Source organism: Verrucosispora sp. WMMC514, from assembly GCF_027497295.1.
Classification (GTDB): domain Bacteria; phylum Actinomycetota; class Actinomycetes; order Mycobacteriales; family Micromonosporaceae; genus Micromonospora; species Micromonospora palythoicola.
The window spans coordinates 2,727,246-2,744,594 of the sequence record NZ_CP114906.1; the positions used below are offsets into that span (position 1 = coordinate 2,727,246).

The following is a 17,349-nucleotide window of genomic DNA, read 5'->3' on the forward strand; positions in this document are numbered from 1 at the left end:
TCCGCTTCCCGTACCGCTGCGTCAATCCGTGCCCAGTGATTGGATCACCCATCGTCGGCCCTCGTTCGCGTCAGCAGGTGGCCACCTGATAGTGGTAGGAGTCATTGTAGGTCGTGTTGGTCGTGAAGAACGACCGACCATAGTAGTAAGCGGTTCGTCCGCCGTCGCAGCTGCTGGTCGAAGCATAGTAGTACGTGCCCGTCCAGTAGTCGTCGTAGCTCGATACCACCGGGTCGGGTGAGAGGGCCACGTCTCTCTTGATCTCGACCCGGAAGGTTCGGGTCACGGACGTCTGACAAAACGCGTCGTTGACAGCAGTCATGTAGCCAGAATCCTGGTAGAAGGAAATATCCCCCTGGACGCAGCCTTGAGGATCCGCCCATGCCGGGCTTGCAACTGCAATAGTGGAAAGCCCTAGGGCGGCCGCCATCACGGCTGCCGTCGATCGCCTCATGCGATTCTCCGATCATTGTTGACGGAAGCGCACGCGTGGTCGTAACGATGACTAGTCGAAATCACCCAAGCACTCTCAGTTGCCAACGTCAATGCGGCATGCGTTTGCTGCCTTCCATTTGCAGAACTCGGAAGTCGCACTTATCCAGAAATGCGTACGAAAATCCGTCAGCATCGACGACAGCAGCCTGCCCCTGGGTGGCGCCGCAGCCGGCCTACCAATCACTCATGGCGCCCGAAGAACCTGCCGATCATGGCAAAGCGCCAACAGGTGGCACCGCGAGAAGGTGCCGATCATGTCCACGGAAGCCTGACGCCAACCGTCCGCTCGGCCACGGTGGTTCCCAAACAACCCGCCCGCCCGGTGCCGAAACAGGGCGTCGAACTCAGCCAGTAGCCGCACCTTCGCCGGGCCGCACGGCCAGTGGGTACCGCACGCCGAGCAGCGCCAGGTGGGGCGGGACGGTAGGTGTTCGCTCACCGGGCGGCCTTCGCGGAGGGGCGGGTGCGTTGCGCGTACGGGGTCGGCTGGCTGTGCACCCGGCGCAGACCCGCGGGTCTCACGAACAGCCGCCGCCGGTCCGTCGCGTCGCCGTTCTGGTCGAGCTGGTAGCAGTCGACCCACGTCCAGCCGTGCGGCGGGTGCAGGTCGCTCACCTCGCGGAACACGCGCACGATGATGGGCCGCGAGAATTGCGGGGACGCTTCCCGGGTCAGGAGGTACACGCCGGGGGAGACCCGAGGCGTCCCGTCCTCCCGCGTCACCGGACACGGGGACGGTTGAGCCGGTCGGACCAGCGGGACGCGGGCACGACGTTCGCGGGCTGACGGCGGGGACCAGAGGCCGAGGGTTTGCAATCACGATGCGTGGGCATACGGCCACGTTGACGCACAGTTGACAAGTAGTCAACCCCTCCGGTGGCAACCTGCCTACCCGTGTTGCCGGAGGGTCCGCCCGTGCGAGTCATGGCGCTATCAGAGGTCGCCGACTACCTCGGCGTATCGCGCCAGCGTGCCGCGATCTTGGTCGATCGCCCCGACTTCCCCGCGCCCATCGACACCCTGACCGTTGGTCGGATCTGGGATGCGACAGACGTGCGCGCCTACGCGGAGCAGCGCGGCCGGCGGCTCGCCGACGAAGAGACCGGCTGAAGGCTGGCGGTGGATGTCGCCGCGCCGTCGGCAAGGCAGCGCGATGGCCCGCCGCGCTGACGGATTGACTGCCGGAGGCGGAAACCATGGGTGGCGAGTGGCAGGGTGTCGATATGGATGCCTTTGAAGAGCAGGCCGCCGCAATCAAGGCACATCCAGACCGGTATCGGAAGCTCGATCAGATCGTCTGTGAATGCTCGAAGCCGCATACGACGATCGCAGTCGTGTACGCCGGGAAAGACGGTCGGATGTGGCTATGGACGTCGAGCGGTCGCGGCCCAACCAACGAGCGGGACTGTGAGGACGGCAAGCCGATCTTGCCAGTAAACAGACCACCCCGAGCCGTACCGCTCCCGCGGCAGCCCGAAGATATGGCCTACTCGTCCCCAGCCATCTGTTCACGGTGCCGGAGTGGATTGCTGTTGCTCCCCGACATCGGCGTCATTCGACATGTACCGCTTGGAGCGCCGACGTGGGCGCGAGTCGTTGATTAGTCGCAGGGTGCGGTAGCCTGAGGACAGAACTCAACGCCTGACCGGGATCGGCGAACCTGACTCGTGCGCCTTGGCCGCCGCGAGGTTGAGCCCCAAGGGGGTCGCTTCGCCGTGTCTGCGCTAGAGCCATTCGTCAACGTTGGGCCTTGGGCACTGATAGCCGTTGCGGCGACCTACGCGGTGCCTCGTCTTATTGTGGCGCTGGTGGCGCTGTTCCGGGTACCGCCGGACAAACTGCCGGCCGTGTTGCGGGCGCTGGCCGAGTTGTTCAGCCTGCGGCGCTAACCGCAAGGCGGGCACACTCACCGGACGCAGGCAAATGCGCCCGTTCCCAACGCAGGGGCGGGCGCACTGCCTCGCCGACACGATCAAACCGCACAGCGCTGGGCGGCCCGAGTGCGCAAATGGCGCACCGAAAACGGCTACCTGCGGCTATCAGCCGAATGGGCATCCCCTTGTTGCAGGTTGTAGCAGCACTGGCATCGACAGGCATGAAGGAATCGCGGTACGTGCCGCCCGGGTCGCCGAGCGTGAGCTACAGCGGTTGCGGCGCGTAGGACACAGACCCCGGACTTCCGTACCGTCCCGGGGCGTGACGACCGAAGAGCAGACCAGCAGCGCGCCGCGCGACCGGCACGGCCTGATCCTCGAATACCTGCGGACCGCCCCGGGCTTCATCGCGAGCCTGAGCGGCCTCCTCGTCGCGGTGACCGGCCTTGTCGTCGCGCTGGCGGCACGTTGACCACGCCGGGCGACTGCCACGCCGCCCGGGATGCGCGGGCGTGTAAACGCCTCATCCGCCCGGCCATCGCCCGATCGGGTGTGTCCATCGTGGCCGCGAGCTGCGGCCGGGCGTGCATTGGCGGCACCCTGTCCGCCTGGGCGGCACGGCTGTCGTCCCCGCGCCGGGAGTGCGCCCGCCCGTGGCAGTTACGGGCGCTCTCCCTGCCGGTCAGCCGGTCGCCATGGCCGGCACCCGGCTCGCCTGGCGGCGCCGTGGCGGCATCTTGTCGGCGGGCATGTACCGGCGGGCGGTCCGCTCACTCATGCCCAGCCGTGCGGCGACCTGGGCGGGCGTCGCGTTCGGCTCGGCGGCGAGCAGTGCCGCCACACGGTCAGCGGTCCGGATTGGTGCCGCTAGCGTGTCCGGGGTGGCCGGCGGCGTGCTGACACGGGCGACAACCGGCAGCAGGCGCACGTCCGGCGGGACAGCCGGCGGGCGGGAGCGCGGCGGCACGGTGACAGGGGGCCGCGCGGTGGCCGTAGACAGTGCGGGGGTGCCCAGGGCCGGGGCCGGCGCTGCGAGGGCCGCAGAGAATTTCTCAACAGGCGCGGGTGGGGCTGTGCCGGACCGCGTCAGGATCTCGACCGTCAGCAGCAGCGCCACGGCGGGCCACGCCGAGACAACGCGGGCGGTTGCGTTCGGCTCGGCAACGATGACGTTCGCGGCCAGCGACGCGGCCACGCCGAGAACGAAGGCCAGCCATGCCGACCAACGCGACCGGCGACCGTCGCCGAGCGCCAGCATGGCAACGAGGATCATGCCGTCAACCGACAGCGGCCGCAGTGCGGCCAGTAGCGGCGGCTGCCCGGCGCGCTCGGCAAGCTCCCGCATGTGGTCGTACGAAGCGACAGCGGCGATCACGGTCACGGCGACCGTGCCGGCCAGTGAAGCGAAGCGACGGGCGTTCATGCGGCACCCGCCAGTGCGTCAGCGAGGGTGACGACCGGAACGCTGAACAGGGCGGCGTAGACCGGCTCGGGGAAGTCCTCGGCGCCGGGCAGGGTCACCACGGCGTCAGCGGCGCGGGCGGCGTCCATGTCCTCGGCCATCACGGCGAGCAGTTCGTCAGCGTCGACCGGGGCGGCCTCGGTCGCGGTGGTCACCAGGAACCCCGCGGCGAGCAGGGCAGCGACAGCAGCCGACAGAGCGGCAGTGGCGAGCGCGGGGGCGGCGATGTACAGGCGGCGGGTAGGGTCGTGGGCCATGGCGGAAGCTCCGTTTCCGTCTAGGGCCTCGACCAGCGGCGGAATCGCTCGGTCGGGGCCTGCCTTATTTGCTGTTGGTGCGGGTGAGAGGGCTCAGGCGGCGGGCCGCGAGGTCGTACCGTCAGCCCAGGTGATTAGCAGGCGTTCGGTGGGCTTGAAACGCACGCCGCGAGTGCCGGCGCGGGTCGCGGTGACCTTGGCGACGGCGAGGCCGAGGAGGCCCCGGCGTTCGTGCTCGGGCAGATCGAAGAACGCGGGCACGCTCTGCGCGAGGTCGAGGAGGGGCGAAATATCGGCCTCGGGGATCGGGATGCGGGCTAAGGCGTCCTCAGCGGCTTTGACCTTCGCGCGTAGCTCGGGCATGACCTCGGCGGCGTCTTCCTCAGTGAACGCCCCCGAGGCGGTAAGGCGGCGTACGCGGGCGAGGTTGGCGCGGGCGGCGTCTAGGGCGTCCTGAGCGGCATCACGGGCGGCGATGTCGTCGGGGGCGACTCGGGCGACCCATGCATCGGCGACGGCCTCTAGCAACGGGTCGCCAGGCTCCAGGGCGGCGAGGCGGTAAAGGAACGCGAGCGACACGGCGTCGTCGGTCTCGACGGTTGGAGCGGTGAACCCGGCACAGTCTCGGCCGTTGCCGTACCGGCCGCAGCGGTAGACCTTTCTACCGGCGGCCCCGCTCTGCGCTGTCCGACCGTCGCACTCGGAGCAGCGCAGGACGTCGGTCAGCAGCGCAGCCGAGCGCCGGTCGCCACGCCGGAGGAACCGTCCGCCCTCGGCGAGGGTCGCCGAGCGACCGTCGAGGGCGCCCAGGATGCGGGCACGCTCGCCCGGGGTGATGACGCCTTCGCCGACGCTGACGGTCTGGCCGCGTTCATCGCGGAACGGCTCGGCGACCGTCGCCCATCGGCCCGAGGTCGTGCGCTCGCGGATGCTCTGAAGACCCGCCCAGCCGGGCGAGCGGACCATATTGGATACGGTGCCGACCCCCCAGGACTTTCCGCGCGGCGAGGGTATGCCGCTGTCGTTGAGACCCTTTACGGTCTGCCAGATCGTCCGTCCGGCGAGCAACTCGTCAGCGATGCGCCGAGCGACCGGGTAGGAATCGGGGTCGCGGGCGAGCTGGCCGTCAGCGATGCGCAGACCGAACGGAGGCGGCCCGCCGAGCCAGCGGCCCTCAGCCCGCCGGAAGCGCTTCGTCCGACTGACCCGACGCGACAGGTTCTCGACCTCCTCGCGGGCGATCTCGGCGCGGATGATCAGTTCCAACCGGCGGCGTGGATCCCCCGTGTCGGTACCGTCCGCGCCGACGATCCGTCGAGAACCGTCGGCGTGCTCATCCAGCAGTTTGCCGATCTCGACCGCGCCGCGGCGGTCTGCCCGGTCCAGTGACCAAGTTAGGAGGGTGCGGAAGAGGTCACCGACACGGAGCCATTCCAGGGCCTTTTTCCACTCGGGGCGGGCCTTCAGCGAGAACCGGGACGCCCCGGTCCCCTCACGCTCGATGAAGACATACACGACGATGAGGCCGAGTCGAGCGGCCAGGTCGCGCAGCTCGGTCTCTTGCTCGGCCAGCGACCGACCGTTGCGGGCATCGCCCTCGGCGTTGCGATGCGAGCGGCGCAGGTAGAGGGCACAGCACCTCGGAGGGTCTAGTTGATCGGCTGGGTGGGTCATGCGGCGAGCGTAGGAAGGAGGTCGTTAGACCGTCAATGACGTCAAAGAATCCGCTATGACGATCCTGCCTCGGAGGTCGGCGAGCGTCAGCCGCCGCCCGCCGGTGTTCAGCCAGGCCCGACCCCGCAGTTCGGGAGCCCGCACGCGTGCACTCACGACCCCATCGTGCCCCACCGGTGGACGCCCACCAGCGCGAAGGGAAAGGCCGGCGCGGCGACGGAAATGGATTGCGGCAACGCGGGCCCTCACGCTGGCCGGAAGGCGCGACGTGCCGCGAACTGGGAGCTTGGCCGGCGGGCAGGGCGAGCCCCGAAACAGCGGCGGCGGGGTCACGGATCAACCGTGACCCCGCCGTCGTTGCGCCGGCTCAGCCGCCGGTTGCCTCCTTGAGGCAGAGCACCGGGTTGGCGGTGGCGCCGCGCAGGTCCACGTGCGGCATGGCCGGGTCGGGGCACTTGTCCTTCGACTCGACCTTGGACACCACGCTGAATGCCTCCGGCTCGGCACAGTCGGCGGCCACCGCGGTGCTGCCGGAACGCTTGACGCACGAGCCGATCGGCGGGTCGAAGGCGTTGGCGTCGTCCGACCCGCCGACCATGCCGAGCAGCATCAGCAGGCCGAGCGGAATGGCCAGGATGAGCACGGCGGCGACCAGTACCGCGGCGAGCACCCGTCCGTTGCGTACCTTCGGTGCCGGGGCTTCCGCAGCTGGTTCGGCGACCGGCTTGAAGGCGTCGAAGCGGCCCTGCTCCGCCTCGCCCGATCCGCTGCCCGGACCCGGGCTCCACGGCGGTGCGGACTGTGGCGGCGGGGGGTACGCCGGGTTGTGCTCGCCGCCCGGCTCGGACCGGAAGGGAGCGCCGTAGGTGCCACCTGGACGCTCGGACGGCCCGCCGAACGGCTCGTTGCCCGGGGCGCCGAACGGGTCACGCGGCGCGCCGCCGAACGGGTCGGCCGGGCGATCCGGCTCGGCGTGCGGCCGTACGCCGTTGACCGGCCGGTTGGCCGGCGGCGCGTCGACGAAGGACGGCATCCCCGGGGGGAAGGGAGGTGGGGCGGCCGGCGACGCCGGAGCGGCCGGACCGGCGAAGGCGTTCGGCCCGCCCATCGGCGGCTCCCGGTCGGCGAAGCGGGGCTCCGAGGCCGGCTCGAACCGCTCCGGGGCCGGCTCGTACCGCTCCGGGCCCTGATCGCCGCGCGCCGCGCCCGGGTCACCGTCGAACCGACCCGGACCCTGGTCGAAGCGGGGCACCAGCGGCTGCTCGCCGTGCTCCGGCGCCGGCTCCTCGGTGCGGGCCGGCCGGCCGTACACCCGTGGTTGGGGTGCGGGCGAACCGGCCGGGCGAGCCGGATGGTCGGCCGGGGGCATGACCCGACTGGACAGTGGCACGGACGCGCTCGCCGCGACACCACCGCCGGCCGGCGACGCCGGCCGGCCCTCGGCCTCGGGAGAGGTACGGGGCGCCGGAATCGCCGGGGACTGCGACTCGTCGTGTCGGGGCTCGGGTTGGCCCCAGGCCGGGCCACCGGCCGACCCGGCCGGGTCGTCGGTGAACGGCGGGGGCTGGGCGAAGTCCGCGGGCGGCGTGGCGGCCAGGCTGGCACCCGGCACTCGCTGCTCCTGCGGCGGCAACGGCACCATGTTGGCCGGGGAGATGCCCGGTGCGGGTGCCGGCTGGTAGACCGGATCGTCGGATCGGCCCGGGTCGGGCTCGGCGTTGGTTCGGGGCGCGGCGGGCTCCGCGGCCGGCTGACCCCACGCCTCTCCGGGTGCCCATGGCTGGATGTCCGGCATGGCGCCTCGGTCGGCGGCGGTCCGGGACGGCAGCGGCTCGGCGGACGGGCTCCAGGACGGCGGCGGCCCGGCAGCGGGGTTACCGCCGGCCCAACCGGCCGGCTCCTCCTGGGCGGGGGTGGCCCAGTCGGGCTGCGACGGCCGGTCACCGCCCGTGTGCCAGCCCTCCGCCGGCTGGTCGCTCGCCCAACCGCCGGCGGGTTCCCGCCGCTGGCCGGCCGCCCAGCCGGACTGCTCCGGTTGCTCGGCGGGCCACGCCTCGGCGTGGGACGACCCGTCGGTGGGCCGCTGTTGCTGACCCGCGTCGGCGACCGGCACCTGAGCGCTGGCCCGGGCCGCCGGCTCGCGGGCCGGCGTCGGCTGGTCGTTCTGCGCCCAGGCCGGTTGGGGCGGCTCGGGCTGACCGGCGGTCGAGGCCCAGCCGGGGGTCTGATCGTCGGTTCGGGGCACGCCGGCCCAGTCGGGCTGCTGACCGCCGGCCCAGCCGCTGGGCGCTGCCGGGTTGGCCTGGCCCGCGGCGGCCTGACCGTTGGCCCAGTCCGGCTGGCTGGTGGTCCAGTCCGGCTGGCCGGCCGGTGGTTGACCGTTGGCGCGGTCGGGCTGGCTGGCCGCCGGCTGGTTCGGCGTCCACTCTGCCGGCTGCGCGGCGTCCGCAGTGGCGGGATCGGTGGCCCAGGCGGGTCCGGCCTGGCCGCCGTTCGCCCAGGCGGGCCCCTCCGATGTGGGCGGACCGGCCGGCGCCCAACCCGGGGTCGGCTGCTGCGGCTGGTCCCCCTGGGGCGCCCAGGGCTGCTGGTTGCCGGCGGGTTGGTCCCAGTTGCCGGGCCCGGCCTCCGCCTGACGCGTCGCCTGGGCGCTGCCCCAGGCGTTGCCCTGCTGGTTCGCCCAGGCTGGTGCGGACGTGTCCGGGCGGGCGGGTGGTGGCGGAGCCCAACCGAGGTCGGGGGCGGTCGCGCCGTACCCGTTGTCCTGCTGAGTCGGACGGTCGCCGTACGGCGCCGGTCCGCCGCCGCCCGGCGGCGCCTCGTCCGGCTCCTGGCCGGGGCGGTGCGGGCCCTCGGACGTCATGCGTGCGCCTCCTCCATCACATGTCGGCCGCCGTCGCCGATGGTCTCGGCAGGGCAGCCGGCGGTGCCGGCGTACCGGCGATGCCGGCTCCCCGCACCGTATCCCGGTAGCCGCTGGTGGGCTTCCGGGGAGCTTCGATCGTCACTGTCCGTCGCCGGGCGGTGTCGAGGTGCTTCTATCGCCTCGGCCTGCCCCGAGCGCGGACGACGACCGAGCCCCACCGTACCGGGCGCTGCGTCGGGGCGGTATCCCGGTGTCAACGGCCGGTCGTAACGCCGACGACCCGCCCGGTGTGCCCGGGCGGGTCGTCGATCTGGAGGAGGCGGATAACGTCGTGTGGCGTCAGTGCATGTGACGCTGGGCGATGGCGAGGATCTCGTCGCGGACCGCGGGCGAGTTGGCGGAGCGCAGGGCCCGCTCGATGGCACGGGCGCGGCGGTTGGCGTCGCGGCGGTTGCGGATTCGCTCGATCATGCTCATGGTGTCTCTCCTCCTGGCTATTCGGTTGTCGTCCCGTCGTCTCCTCCATTGAAGCGCAGTGGGATCGGATTTTCCAGCGATTATTAGGTGAGCTGAGCCACCAGCCTACGAATCTTAGGTAAGCCACCCTCAGCAGCAACCTTTTCTTCGTCAAACGGCAACGGCCGGTGCGCCGGGCGGTAACCCGTGGCGCACCGGCCGTAGCCGTCCTGACGCGTCAGCTCCAGGCGAGCAGCGTCGCCTCCGGATCGGCGAGGAAGTCGCCCACGTCACGGAGGAACTTCGACCCCAGCTCACCGTCGATGATCCGGTGGTCGAAGGAGAGGCCGAGCGTGGTGACCAGGCGCGGCTTGACCTTGCCCTTGTGGACCCAGGGCTGCTCGCGTACCGCACCGAACGCCAGGATCGCCGACTCACCCGGGGGCAGGATCGGCGTTCCGGTGTCCACCCCGAACACCCCGACGTTGGTGATGGTCAGGGTGCCGCCGGACATGTCGGCCGGCGAGGTCCTGCCGGCCTTGGCGGTCTGCACCAGGTCGGTCATGGCGTCGGCCAGCTCACGCAGAGTCAACCGGCCGGCGTCCTTGATGTTCGGCACGATCAGGCCGCGTTCGGTGGCCGCCGCGATGCCGAGGTTCACGTACTCCTTGACGACGATCTCGTCGCCGGCCCAACTGGAGTTGACCATCGGGTGCCGCCGGACCGCCAACAGCACCGCCTTGGCGACCAGCAGCAGCGGCGAGACCCGTACGTCACGCCACTCCCGCCGCCCGCGCAGCCGGTCCAGCGCCTTCATGGCGCGGGTCACGTCCACCGTCAGGAACTCGGTGACGTGCGGGGCGGTGAAGGCCGAGCGGGACATGTTCTCGGCGGTGAGGCGACGTACCCCCTTGACCGGGATGCGCTGCTCACGATCCGCGCCGAAGCTCGCGGCCGAGCTGACCGGGCTGGTGACCGTCAGCGGCTCGGCCGCCGCCGGGGCCGCCGCCCGCTGTACGTCCTCCCGGGTGATCGAGCCCGACGGGCCGGACCCGGTGAGCGCGCTCAGATCGACCCCGAGGTCCTTGGCGAGCTTGCGCACCGGCGGCTTGGCCAGCACCGGTCCGCTGCTCCGGCCGTTGCCGTTGACCGCCGGGGACGGAGACCGCACCGGTGCCGGGACGACCGGCGCCGGGCTGTGCTGCACCGGTGCCGCCGCCGGAGCGGAGGCGGCCGGAGCAGCGCCCTTCCGGGGGCGACGCTTGGCCGCCGTGGTGCGCGGGCCGTACCCGACGAGGACGGCGGTACGGCCACCCGGGGCGGGACCACCGATCAGGCCCGGCTCGACCGCACCCTCGGTCGGCGCGACCTCGACGGCGGCCAACGACGCCGCCGACGGGGTGGGCAGGTCACTGGTGGACGCACCGGTGGTGGACTGTTCCGCCGGGCCGGCGCCCGGGTCGGTGTCGATCGCGATGATCGGGGTGCCGACCTCGACGGTCGAGCCCTCCGGGTGGAAGATCGCCTGAACCTGGCCGGCCCACTTCGCCGGGATCTCCACGGCCGCCTTCGCCGTCTCCACCTCGACGATCGGCTGGTTCAGCTCGATCGTGTCGCCCACCTTGACCAGCCAGGTGAGGATCTCGCCCTCGGTCAGACCCTCGCCCAGGTCGGGCAGGTTGAATTCCTTGATCCGCGACATGCCGCTCACCAGCCGAAGGTGCGGTCGACGGCGTCGAGCACCCGGTCGAGGTCGGGAAGGTACTCCTCCTCCACCCGGGCCGCCGGGTAGGGGGTGTCGAAGCCGGCCACCCGCAGCACCGGCGACTCCAGCGAGTAGAAGCACTCCTCGGTGATCCGGGCCGCGACCTCCGCACCCATGCCCAGGTTGGACGGGGCCTCGTGCACCACCACCGCGCGGCCGGTACGGCGCACCGACTCGTACACCACGCCGAGATCCAGCGGGGAGAGCGTGCGCAGGTCGATGACCTCCAGGTTCCGTCCGTCCTCGGCGGCGGCGGTCGCCGCGTCGAGGCAGGTACGCACCATCGGGCCGTACGCGAGCAGGGTGGCGTCGGTCCCGGTCCGCGCGACCCGGGCCGCGTGCAGCGGGTACGCCTCGGACAGCGGGGCGTCCAGGTCGACCGGCCCCTTCTCCCAGTAACGCCGCTTCGGCTCCAGGAAGACGATCGGGTCGTCCGAGGCGATGGCCTGCTGGATCATCACGTACGCGTCCTGCGGGTTGGCGCAGGAGACCACCTTCAGCCCGGCGGTGTGCGCGAAGTACGCCTCGGGCGACTCGGAGTGGTGCTCCACCGCGCCGATGCCGCCGCCGAACGGGATCCGGATCACCATCGGGATGTTGAGCTTGCCCCGCGAGCGGTAGTGCATCTTCGCCACCTGCGACACGATCTGGTCGTACGCGGGGTAGACGAAGCCGTCGAACTGGATCTCGCAGACCGGACGGTAGCCCCGGATGGCCAGGCCGACCGCGGTGCCGATGATGCCGGACTCGGCCAGCGGGGTGTCGATCACCCGCTGGTCACCGAAGTCCTTCTGCAACCCGTCGGTGATCCGGAAGACGCCGCCGAGCTTGCCGACGTCCTCGCCCATGATGACGACCTTCGGGTCGTTCTCGAGCGCCCTGCGCAGGCCGGCGTTGAGGGCCTTGCCGAGGGTGAGCGTCTCCGTGGCCATCAGTGCACGCTCCCCTCGAACGACTCCAGGTACCGGCTGAACTGCTCCCGCTGCTGGTCGAGCAGCGGCGACCCGTTGGGGTAGACGTGGTCGAAGATGGTGCCCGGCTCCGGGTTCGGCATGGCGAGCACCCGCTCACGCAGGTCCACCGCCTCGCGGCGAGCCTGCTCGTCGACCTCGCCGAAGAAGCCGGCGTCGGCGATCTTCTCCCGCTCCAGGAACGCCTTCATCCGGGCGATCGGGTCCTTGGCCTGCCACGCCTCGACCTCGCTGGCGATCCGGTAGCGGGTCGGGTCGTCGGAGGTGGTGTGCGCGCCCATCCGGTAGGTGTACGCCTCGATCAGGCTCGGGCCCTGCCCGTGCCGGGCGTTGTCCAGCGCGTGCCGGGTCACCGCGTACGTGGCCAGCACGTCGTTGCCGTCGACCCGGATGCCGGGGAACCCGAAGCCGGCGGCCCGCCGGTACAGGGGGATGCGGGTCTGCCGCTCCAGCGGCTCGGAGATGGCGTACTGGTTGTTCTGGCAGAAGAACACCAGCGGTGAGTTGAACACGCCGGCCCAGACGAACGCCTCGTTGACATCGCCCTGGCTGGTGGCGCCGTCGCCGAAGTAGGCGATCACCGCCTCACCGTCGTCGGTGCCGGTCCGGCCGTCCATCGCGACGCCCATGGCGTAGCCGGTGGCGTGCAGGGTCTGCGCGCCGATCACGATGGTGTACATGTTGAACTTGAACTCGTTCGGGTCCCAGCCACCCTGGTCGACCCCACGGAACAGGCCCAGCGGCATGATCGGGTCGATGCCACGGCAGTAGAGCACGCCGTGCTCTCGGTAGGTCGGGAAGGCCATGTCCTGCGTACGCAGCGCCCGGCCGGAACCGACCTGCGCCGCCTCCTGGCCCAGCAGGCTCGCCCAGATGCCCAGCTCGCCCTGTCGTTGCAGGGCCGTCGCCTCGGCGTCCAGCTTGCGGACGAGCACCAGGTCGCGGTAGAGGCCGCGGTACTCCTCGTCGGTGAAGTCGACGCGGTACTCGGTGCCGTCCGGGCCGGTCACGCTCTCGATCCGCTCGCCCGAGGGCGTGAGCAACTGCACCAGCTCCGGATCGCCGGTCGTGGCCTTCCTGGATCGGGGTGCGGCTCGCCGGCCGCGGGCCGGAGCCCCGGGGTCGCCCTTTGCCATCCGTCTCTCCCTGTCGTGTCTGCGTCGGCACCGGGGGGTCACCCGGCCGCGCGACTCGTGCGCCCGTCCCGGCTGGTGCCGGGATGGTTCCTGGCGGCCGCGCCTGACCCCGGTAGGGGTTGCCGCGCGGCATGAGCCGGATTCTGGCCGAACCCGGTTCGGGAGCGCCGGTGCCCAGTCGCGCCTACCGCGTGGGTGCGCGGAGGTCGCGGCTGCGCTGCCGCCGTGGCTCCAGTTTCGCATCAGAGGTGAGGCGTCCCACACCCCGCCCGCCCCGCATCCGGTGACCGGCCCGCTTCGTTACCCGAAGTGCCGCAGTGTCGGGTCGAGCGACTCCCGGCCGTTCCGGTGGTGGTTCGTCACCATTCGGCCAGATACGCGTGTCGACACGCGGTGTGGTCTTGGCTGACGCAGAGTCACTGCCCCAGGCTGGTCGCGCGGGTCGGCTCCCGCTTCCGAGAGGCTCGCGAGGGCGCCCGGGCGGCGGCCTCGACCAGGGGTGACGACGAGGGGGTGCGTGGTGTCCGAACCAGGTGAAGGCCCCGGCGCGCCGGTCCTCGGCCGGCATCGGGCGCCCGGCTACCGGCGCGTGGTGGGTGCGCACCGGGCCGTGCGTACCGCCGGGCCGACCCGGGGCTACCTGCTGACGGTGGCGCTGCTCGCGGGCACCGCCTCGATGCCGGTTCTCGCCGCGATCAGCACCGGCTCCGCGACGGTCGGCAGTACGGCGCTGCCGGACGGCAGCACGCCGTTCATCCCGACACCCTCCGTCGGACCGGTGGTGGTCCCACCGCCACCCAGTGGCTCGCCGACCGCCATCGTGACCGCGGTGCCCTCGGTCGAACCGGCGGCGCCGCCGGTCATCCCCGTGCTGCCGACGCCCCGACCGACGATCGTCGGTCCACCGGTCGAGCACACGCCGGCCCGTCGCCCCGGCGCGCCGGCGACCGCGCCCGCCCCCCGGACACCCACCAGCACACCGGCCCCTCGCCCGGCGCCCGTCCCGACCCGGACACCCGCGCCGGCCCCGACCAGCGGCTCGCCCACGCCGACCGCCTCGGCCGATCCAACCGCCTCGGCCGATCCGAGCGGCCCGGTCGAACCGACCGCGTCCAGCGACCCGCCTCCCGCGAGCCCGGGCCCGTCGACCGATCCCTCCGCGTCCGCCGAACCGACCACGTCGAGTGACCCGGGGCCGACGACCGACCCGAGTGCGTCCAGCGGTCCTTCCGCATCCGCCGCGCCGACCGTGCCGGGGGGGCCGCGTGGCGGTGGGTCCGCGCCGGAGCCCCCACCGACAAGCATCGTGACCGAACCGGCTGTGCTCGGCACACCCGAGCGCAACGGCAGCGTCCGGTCCCGACTGCGGGCGCGGTGCCGGCCCGGCGGACCGCCCGGCGGTGCCGTGCGTCCGGCGGTCCGGTGACCGCGTAGGTGCGGGTCAGCCGTCGTCGGCGAGACGGTGCCGGTTGGCCTCGATCCAGGCGTCCAGTGCCGCCGGATCGTCCGGGTCGATGCCGTCGGCCATCAACTGGGCCACCGCGGCGGTGGCCGGGCTGCGCCGCTCGCCGGTCGCGTAGAGCCGGACGAACTCCGGCACCATCTCCTCGATCGCCGCGTCAGTGGCGACAGCCGCCGACTCGGGCAGCCCGCGCCGGTGGGCCGCGTACCCGGCCCAGGCGCGCAGTACCCGGGGCAGCATCGCCGCGTCGTCCATGTCGAGTACGGCGCGGCGGTGCACCCAGTCGAGCAGGAAGAGGCCGGCGACCGTCGGGCTCCACCGCAGCGGGTCGGCGTCGGGGAAGGTGGCGGCGTGGTCGAGCAGCAGGCCCAGACAGAAGTGCAGCGAGGCCAGTTCGGCGTCGTCGACCGCATCCAGTCCGGCCCGGGCGGCGTCCGGTGAGCCCAGGAAACGACGGATCTCCGCGGCTCGCTCGGCGTCGGGCAACGGGTCGTCGGCCTGCCGGGGCGGTGGTGCGGTCGCGGCCGGCAGCACCGCCAGCCGGGCCCCGACCAGTGCCCGGTCGGTGGCGAGTGAGGCGGCACCGGGCAGCTGGCCCAGATGATCGGTCACGGCGAGATGCCGGCTCACCTGGTCGCGCATCCGGGTCGGGCTCTCCTCCCGGAACCAGGTCAGCTCGTCCTCGTCGCACAGTTGCCTGACCTGCTCCAGGATCCGGCCGGCCGGACCGCCGACGAAGACGTCCTTGGTGATGCCGATGTTGTGGTCGATCAGGGCGACCAGGGCGTGTTCCGGCCCTCCGGTGGCATCGTCGTAGGCGAACGTGGCCAGGTAGGAGGTCTGGTCGCCGTACACGTCGCCGTACGCCCAGGTGCCGGTGACGTGCACCTTGCCGAGCTGCCCGGACCAGGCCGGCGCGGTCGCACCGGGCCGCACCCGGTCGGCGCCCGCCGCGTCCGGCACCAGGGCCGCGAAGACGGCCCGGACCGTCGTCGCCGCGACCGCCCGTCGTCGCGAGGTGGCGGCGAGGAACTCGCCCACGAAGTCGCGCACCGCCGCCTCCCGGTCCGTCTCGGCGACCTCGTACACGCTGCCGAGCAGGGCCGCACCGAGCATCTCCGCGTCGAGGGCCGAGTCGAGCTTGGTCACGTCGCGTGCGGCGTGCAGCACCGCTTCGTAAGGGGTCTGTGGCGTGGCCATGACTCGACCCTACGCCGATCGCGCGGGGTCCAGGAACGTTCGGCGGCCGGTCAGCGGTGCCGGGCCACTTCGAGGACGGTGCGTGCGTCGGCGTGCGCGGCGATCACCGCCCGCACCGGGGCCAGCACCTGCTGTTCGCCGACACCGGCGACGGCCCGGGTCAGCCGCGCCTCCGCCCGCTGTCGAGCCTGCCGCGCCGCCCACCTCACCAGCGGCCGGGTCAGTGCCGCGACGAGCGCCCCGGTCAGCAGTCCACCGAGCAGCAGCAGGGTCGGCACCGGTACTTCACCGACCATCGGGTGCCGCAACTCCGGCAACCCGAGTGCCCGCATCGCGTAACCGAGGACCAGCCAGCCCAGCCCGGCCGCCGCGGCGAGCGTCACCAGCCACTGCACCCCGCCGACCAGTCGCCACCAGACACGGGGACGGTCGACGCCGAGATCGGCGCTGGCCAGCGCGCCGTCCAGGGCGTCCGGCAGGTCGCCGAGGCGGGACCGGGCCGCCGCGGCCATCGCGTCCGGCCAGGCGTTGGGCAGCCCGGCCCCGGCCCGCTCGGCCACCGTCCGCAGCGCCAACGCCAACGCCGACTTGTCGGCCGCGTTGGGCTCGGGTACCGAGGTCGCGGCCACCAGGCTCTCCGCCGGGTCACCGCCGGCCCGCCGGTCGGGCAGATGCAGCCGGCGCAGCGGATCGGCCCGCAGCCGCCGCCAGAGCCGCAGCAGGGGCCAGCCGGTGGCCGCCGCGGCGCGATGCCGGTACGCCTGCTCGACCGCCGCCACGACCGTCGGCACGCCCGCCGCCTTGCACAGGGCACGGTCCAGCGCGGTGACCGCGGGATCGTCCGCGGCGAGCGCGGTGCGGGGCGCACCGACCATGTCGTCCAGCGCGTCGACGACGGCGTCGACGTCACCGGAGAGGCGACGCAGCGCGGCCTGTCGTTCGGCGACGGTACGTTCCAGCGCCGCCCGCAGCCGCTCCGGGCCGTCCGGGTCGGCGACGGTGGTGGCCAGCAGCGGCACCTCGGCCAGCCCGTCCGCGTCGAGCAGGCGGCGCAGGTCGGCCAGTACCCGGGGCACCTCGGCCGGAGGCAGCCGGTCGGTCTGGTTGAGCACGACCACCGTCACGTCCCGGTGCCGGTGGAACTCGCGGAGGTAGCTGCGGTGCATCACCCGGTCGGCGTACTTCTGCGGGTCGACCACCCAGACCACCAGGTCCACGAGGCCGAGCAGCCGGTCCACCTCCAACCGGTGCGAGTGCTCGACGGAGTCGAAGTCCGGCAGGTCGAGCAGGATCAGCCCGTGCAGCGTGGACTCGTCGTCGCCGTCGAGCAGGCTCTCCCGGACGAACCGGTGGCGGGGCAGCACGCCGAGCCAGTCGAGCAGCCGGGTGCCTCCGTCGAGGGGGCCCCAGACGCAGGCGTGCGTCACACCGGTGGTGGGCCGGCGTACCCCGACGGGTGAGAGGTCCATCCGGGCCATCGCGTTGAACAGACTCGACTTGCCGCTGCCGGTGGCCCCGGCCAGCGCCACCACGGTGTGGTCGCGGGACAGCGCCAGCCGGGTGCCGGCCCGTTCGACAAGGGTGCGGGCCGGCACCAGCGGGGTGTCCGGTAGGTGCCCGTCGACGATGCCGAGGAAGCGCCGCACCGCCTCCAGCCGGGCGACCAGTTGATCGGCGTCCACCCGCCCGTCGGCGATCCGTAACGCCTCGCGGAGGCGTCCGCCCATGCCG

The 17,349-nt window shown here is 72.4% G+C and carries 15 protein-coding genes; 2 read left to right on the plus strand and 13 right to left on the minus strand.

Annotated elements, in window-relative coordinates; translation table 11 throughout:
* Window positions 1–70 precede the first annotated feature (70 nt).
* Together O7597_RS12190 and O7597_RS12195 are read right to left on the minus strand one after the other, a co-directional pair.
* A complete protein-coding gene (locus tag O7597_RS12190) occupies window positions 71–454 on the minus strand; it encodes a hypothetical protein (RefSeq protein ID WP_269740461.1) in 384 nt (127 codons plus the stop codon).
* Between the two features lie 476 nt (window positions 455–930).
* Window positions 931–1,122 carry a hypothetical protein gene (locus O7597_RS12195; RefSeq protein ID WP_269740460.1) on the minus strand — a complete coding sequence of 64 codons (192 nt, stop codon included), beginning with the start codon at window positions 1,120–1,122 and terminating at the stop codon, window positions 931–933.
* Between the two features lie 297 nt (window positions 1,123–1,419).
* Between O7597_RS12195 and O7597_RS12200 the strand changes: the two genes are divergently transcribed.
* The gene (locus O7597_RS12200; RefSeq protein WP_269740459.1) at window positions 1,420–1,605 is read left to right on the plus strand and encodes a hypothetical protein; all 186 of its coding nucleotides are present in this window, start codon (window positions 1,420–1,422) and stop codon (window positions 1,603–1,605) included.
* A 1,086-nt stretch (window positions 1,606–2,691) separates the two neighbouring features.
* The gene (locus tag O7597_RS12205; RefSeq protein ID WP_204027591.1) at window positions 2,692–2,841 is read left to right on the plus strand and encodes a hypothetical protein; all 150 of its coding nucleotides are present in this window, start codon (window positions 2,692–2,694) and stop codon (window positions 2,839–2,841) included.
* 210 nt (window positions 2,842–3,051) lie between these two features.
* On the opposite strand, the gene O7597_RS12210 is transcribed toward O7597_RS12205, so the two are convergent.
* From O7597_RS12210 to O7597_RS12260, 11 genes are all read right to left on the minus strand, one after another.
* Window positions 3,052–3,792, minus strand: a complete 741-nt coding sequence (locus tag O7597_RS12210; protein ID WP_269740458.1) for a DUF2637 domain-containing protein — start codon at window positions 3,790–3,792, stop codon at window positions 3,052–3,054.
* A complete protein-coding gene (locus O7597_RS12215) occupies window positions 3,789–4,088 on the minus strand; it encodes a hypothetical protein (RefSeq protein WP_269740457.1) in 300 nt (99 codons plus the stop codon). The genes O7597_RS12210 and O7597_RS12215 overlap by 4 nt, the downstream gene beginning before the upstream one ends.
* 93 nt (window positions 4,089–4,181) lie before the next feature.
* A complete protein-coding gene (locus O7597_RS12220) occupies window positions 4,182–5,762 on the minus strand; it encodes a recombinase family protein (RefSeq protein ID WP_269740456.1) in 1,581 nt (526 codons plus the stop codon).
* 367 nt (window positions 5,763–6,129) lie between these two features.
* Window positions 6,130–8,625, minus strand: a complete 2,496-nt coding sequence (locus tag O7597_RS12225; protein WP_281582756.1) for a hypothetical protein — start codon at window positions 8,623–8,625, stop codon at window positions 6,130–6,132.
* A 342-nt stretch (window positions 8,626–8,967) separates the two neighbouring features.
* Window positions 8,968–9,105, minus strand: coding sequence for a hypothetical protein (locus tag O7597_RS12230; protein ID WP_196255796.1), 138 nt, complete (start codon window positions 9,103–9,105; stop codon window positions 8,968–8,970).
* 217 nt (window positions 9,106–9,322) lie between these two features.
* Complete coding sequence (locus O7597_RS12235) at window positions 9,323–10,786, minus strand: dihydrolipoamide acetyltransferase family protein (RefSeq protein WP_281583239.1); 1,464 nt, start codon at window positions 10,784–10,786, stop codon at window positions 9,323–9,325.
* A 5-nt stretch (window positions 10,787–10,791) separates the two neighbouring features.
* The gene (locus tag O7597_RS12240) at window positions 10,792–11,781 is read right to left on the minus strand and encodes an alpha-ketoacid dehydrogenase subunit beta (protein ID WP_281582757.1); all 990 of its coding nucleotides are present in this window, start codon (window positions 11,779–11,781) and stop codon (window positions 10,792–10,794) included.
* Entirely contained in the window at window positions 11,781–12,956 is a 1,176-nt protein-coding gene (gene pdhA, locus O7597_RS12245) for a pyruvate dehydrogenase (acetyl-transferring) E1 component subunit alpha (protein WP_269740453.1), read from the minus strand. Before pdhA ends, O7597_RS12240 begins: the two co-directional genes overlap by 1 nt.
* 636 nt (window positions 12,957–13,592) lie before the next feature.
* Entirely contained in the window at window positions 13,593–14,261 is a 669-nt protein-coding gene (locus O7597_RS12250) for a hypothetical protein (protein ID WP_281582758.1), read from the minus strand.
* Window positions 14,262–14,397: 136 nt separating this feature from the next.
* Window positions 14,398–15,618 (minus strand): hypothetical protein, encoded by a 1,221-nt coding sequence (locus tag O7597_RS12255; protein ID WP_269740451.1) that lies wholly within the window; start codon window positions 15,616–15,618, stop codon window positions 14,398–14,400.
* A 50-nt stretch (window positions 15,619–15,668) separates the two neighbouring features.
* Window positions 15,669–17,345 (minus strand): GTPase, encoded by a 1,677-nt coding sequence (locus O7597_RS12260; RefSeq protein WP_281583240.1) that lies wholly within the window; start codon window positions 17,343–17,345, stop codon window positions 15,669–15,671.
* Between the last annotated feature and the right edge of the window lie 4 nt (window positions 17,346–17,349).

Excerpts from the sequence above, each read along its gene's own strand:
- O7597_RS12215 (WP_269740457.1), bottom strand. The coding sequence starts at position 4,088 with ATGGCCCACGACCCTACCCGCCGCCTGTACATCGCCGCCCCCGCGCTC.
- O7597_RS12260 (WP_281583240.1), bottom strand. The coding sequence starts at position 17,345 with ATGGGCGGACGCCTCCGCGAGGCGTTACGGATCGCCGACGGGCGGGTG.
- O7597_RS12225 (WP_281582756.1), bottom strand. The coding sequence starts at position 8,625 with ATGACGTCCGAGGGCCCGCACCGCCCCGGCCAGGAGCCGGACGAGGCG.
- O7597_RS12250 (WP_281582758.1), bottom strand. The coding sequence starts at position 14,261 with ATGCTTGTCGGTGGGGGCTCCGGCGCGGACCCACCGCCACGCGGCCCC.
- O7597_RS12240 (WP_281582757.1), bottom strand. The coding sequence starts at position 11,781 with ATGGCCACGGAGACGCTCACCCTCGGCAAGGCCCTCAACGCCGGCCTG.
- O7597_RS12230 (WP_196255796.1), bottom strand. The coding sequence starts at position 9,105 with ATGAGCATGATCGAGCGAATCCGCAACCGCCGCGACGCCAACCGCCGC.
- O7597_RS12255 (WP_269740451.1), bottom strand. The coding sequence starts at position 15,618 with ATGGCCACGCCACAGACCCCTTACGAAGCGGTGCTGCACGCCGCACGC.
- pdhA (WP_269740453.1), bottom strand. The coding sequence starts at position 12,956 with ATGGCAAAGGGCGACCCCGGGGCTCCGGCCCGCGGCCGGCGAGCCGCA.
- O7597_RS12235 (WP_281583239.1), bottom strand. The coding sequence starts at position 10,786 with ATGTCGCGGATCAAGGAATTCAACCTGCCCGACCTGGGCGAGGGTCTG.
- O7597_RS12200 (WP_269740459.1), top strand. The coding sequence starts at position 1,420 with ATGGCGCTATCAGAGGTCGCCGACTACCTCGGCGTATCGCGCCAGCGT.
- O7597_RS12220 (WP_269740456.1), bottom strand. The coding sequence starts at position 5,762 with ATGACCCACCCAGCCGATCAACTAGACCCTCCGAGGTGCTGTGCCCTC.
- O7597_RS12210 (WP_269740458.1), bottom strand. The coding sequence starts at position 3,792 with ATGAACGCCCGTCGCTTCGCTTCACTGGCCGGCACGGTCGCCGTGACC.
- O7597_RS12190 (WP_269740461.1), bottom strand. The coding sequence starts at position 454 with ATGAGGCGATCGACGGCAGCCGTGATGGCGGCCGCCCTAGGGCTTTCC.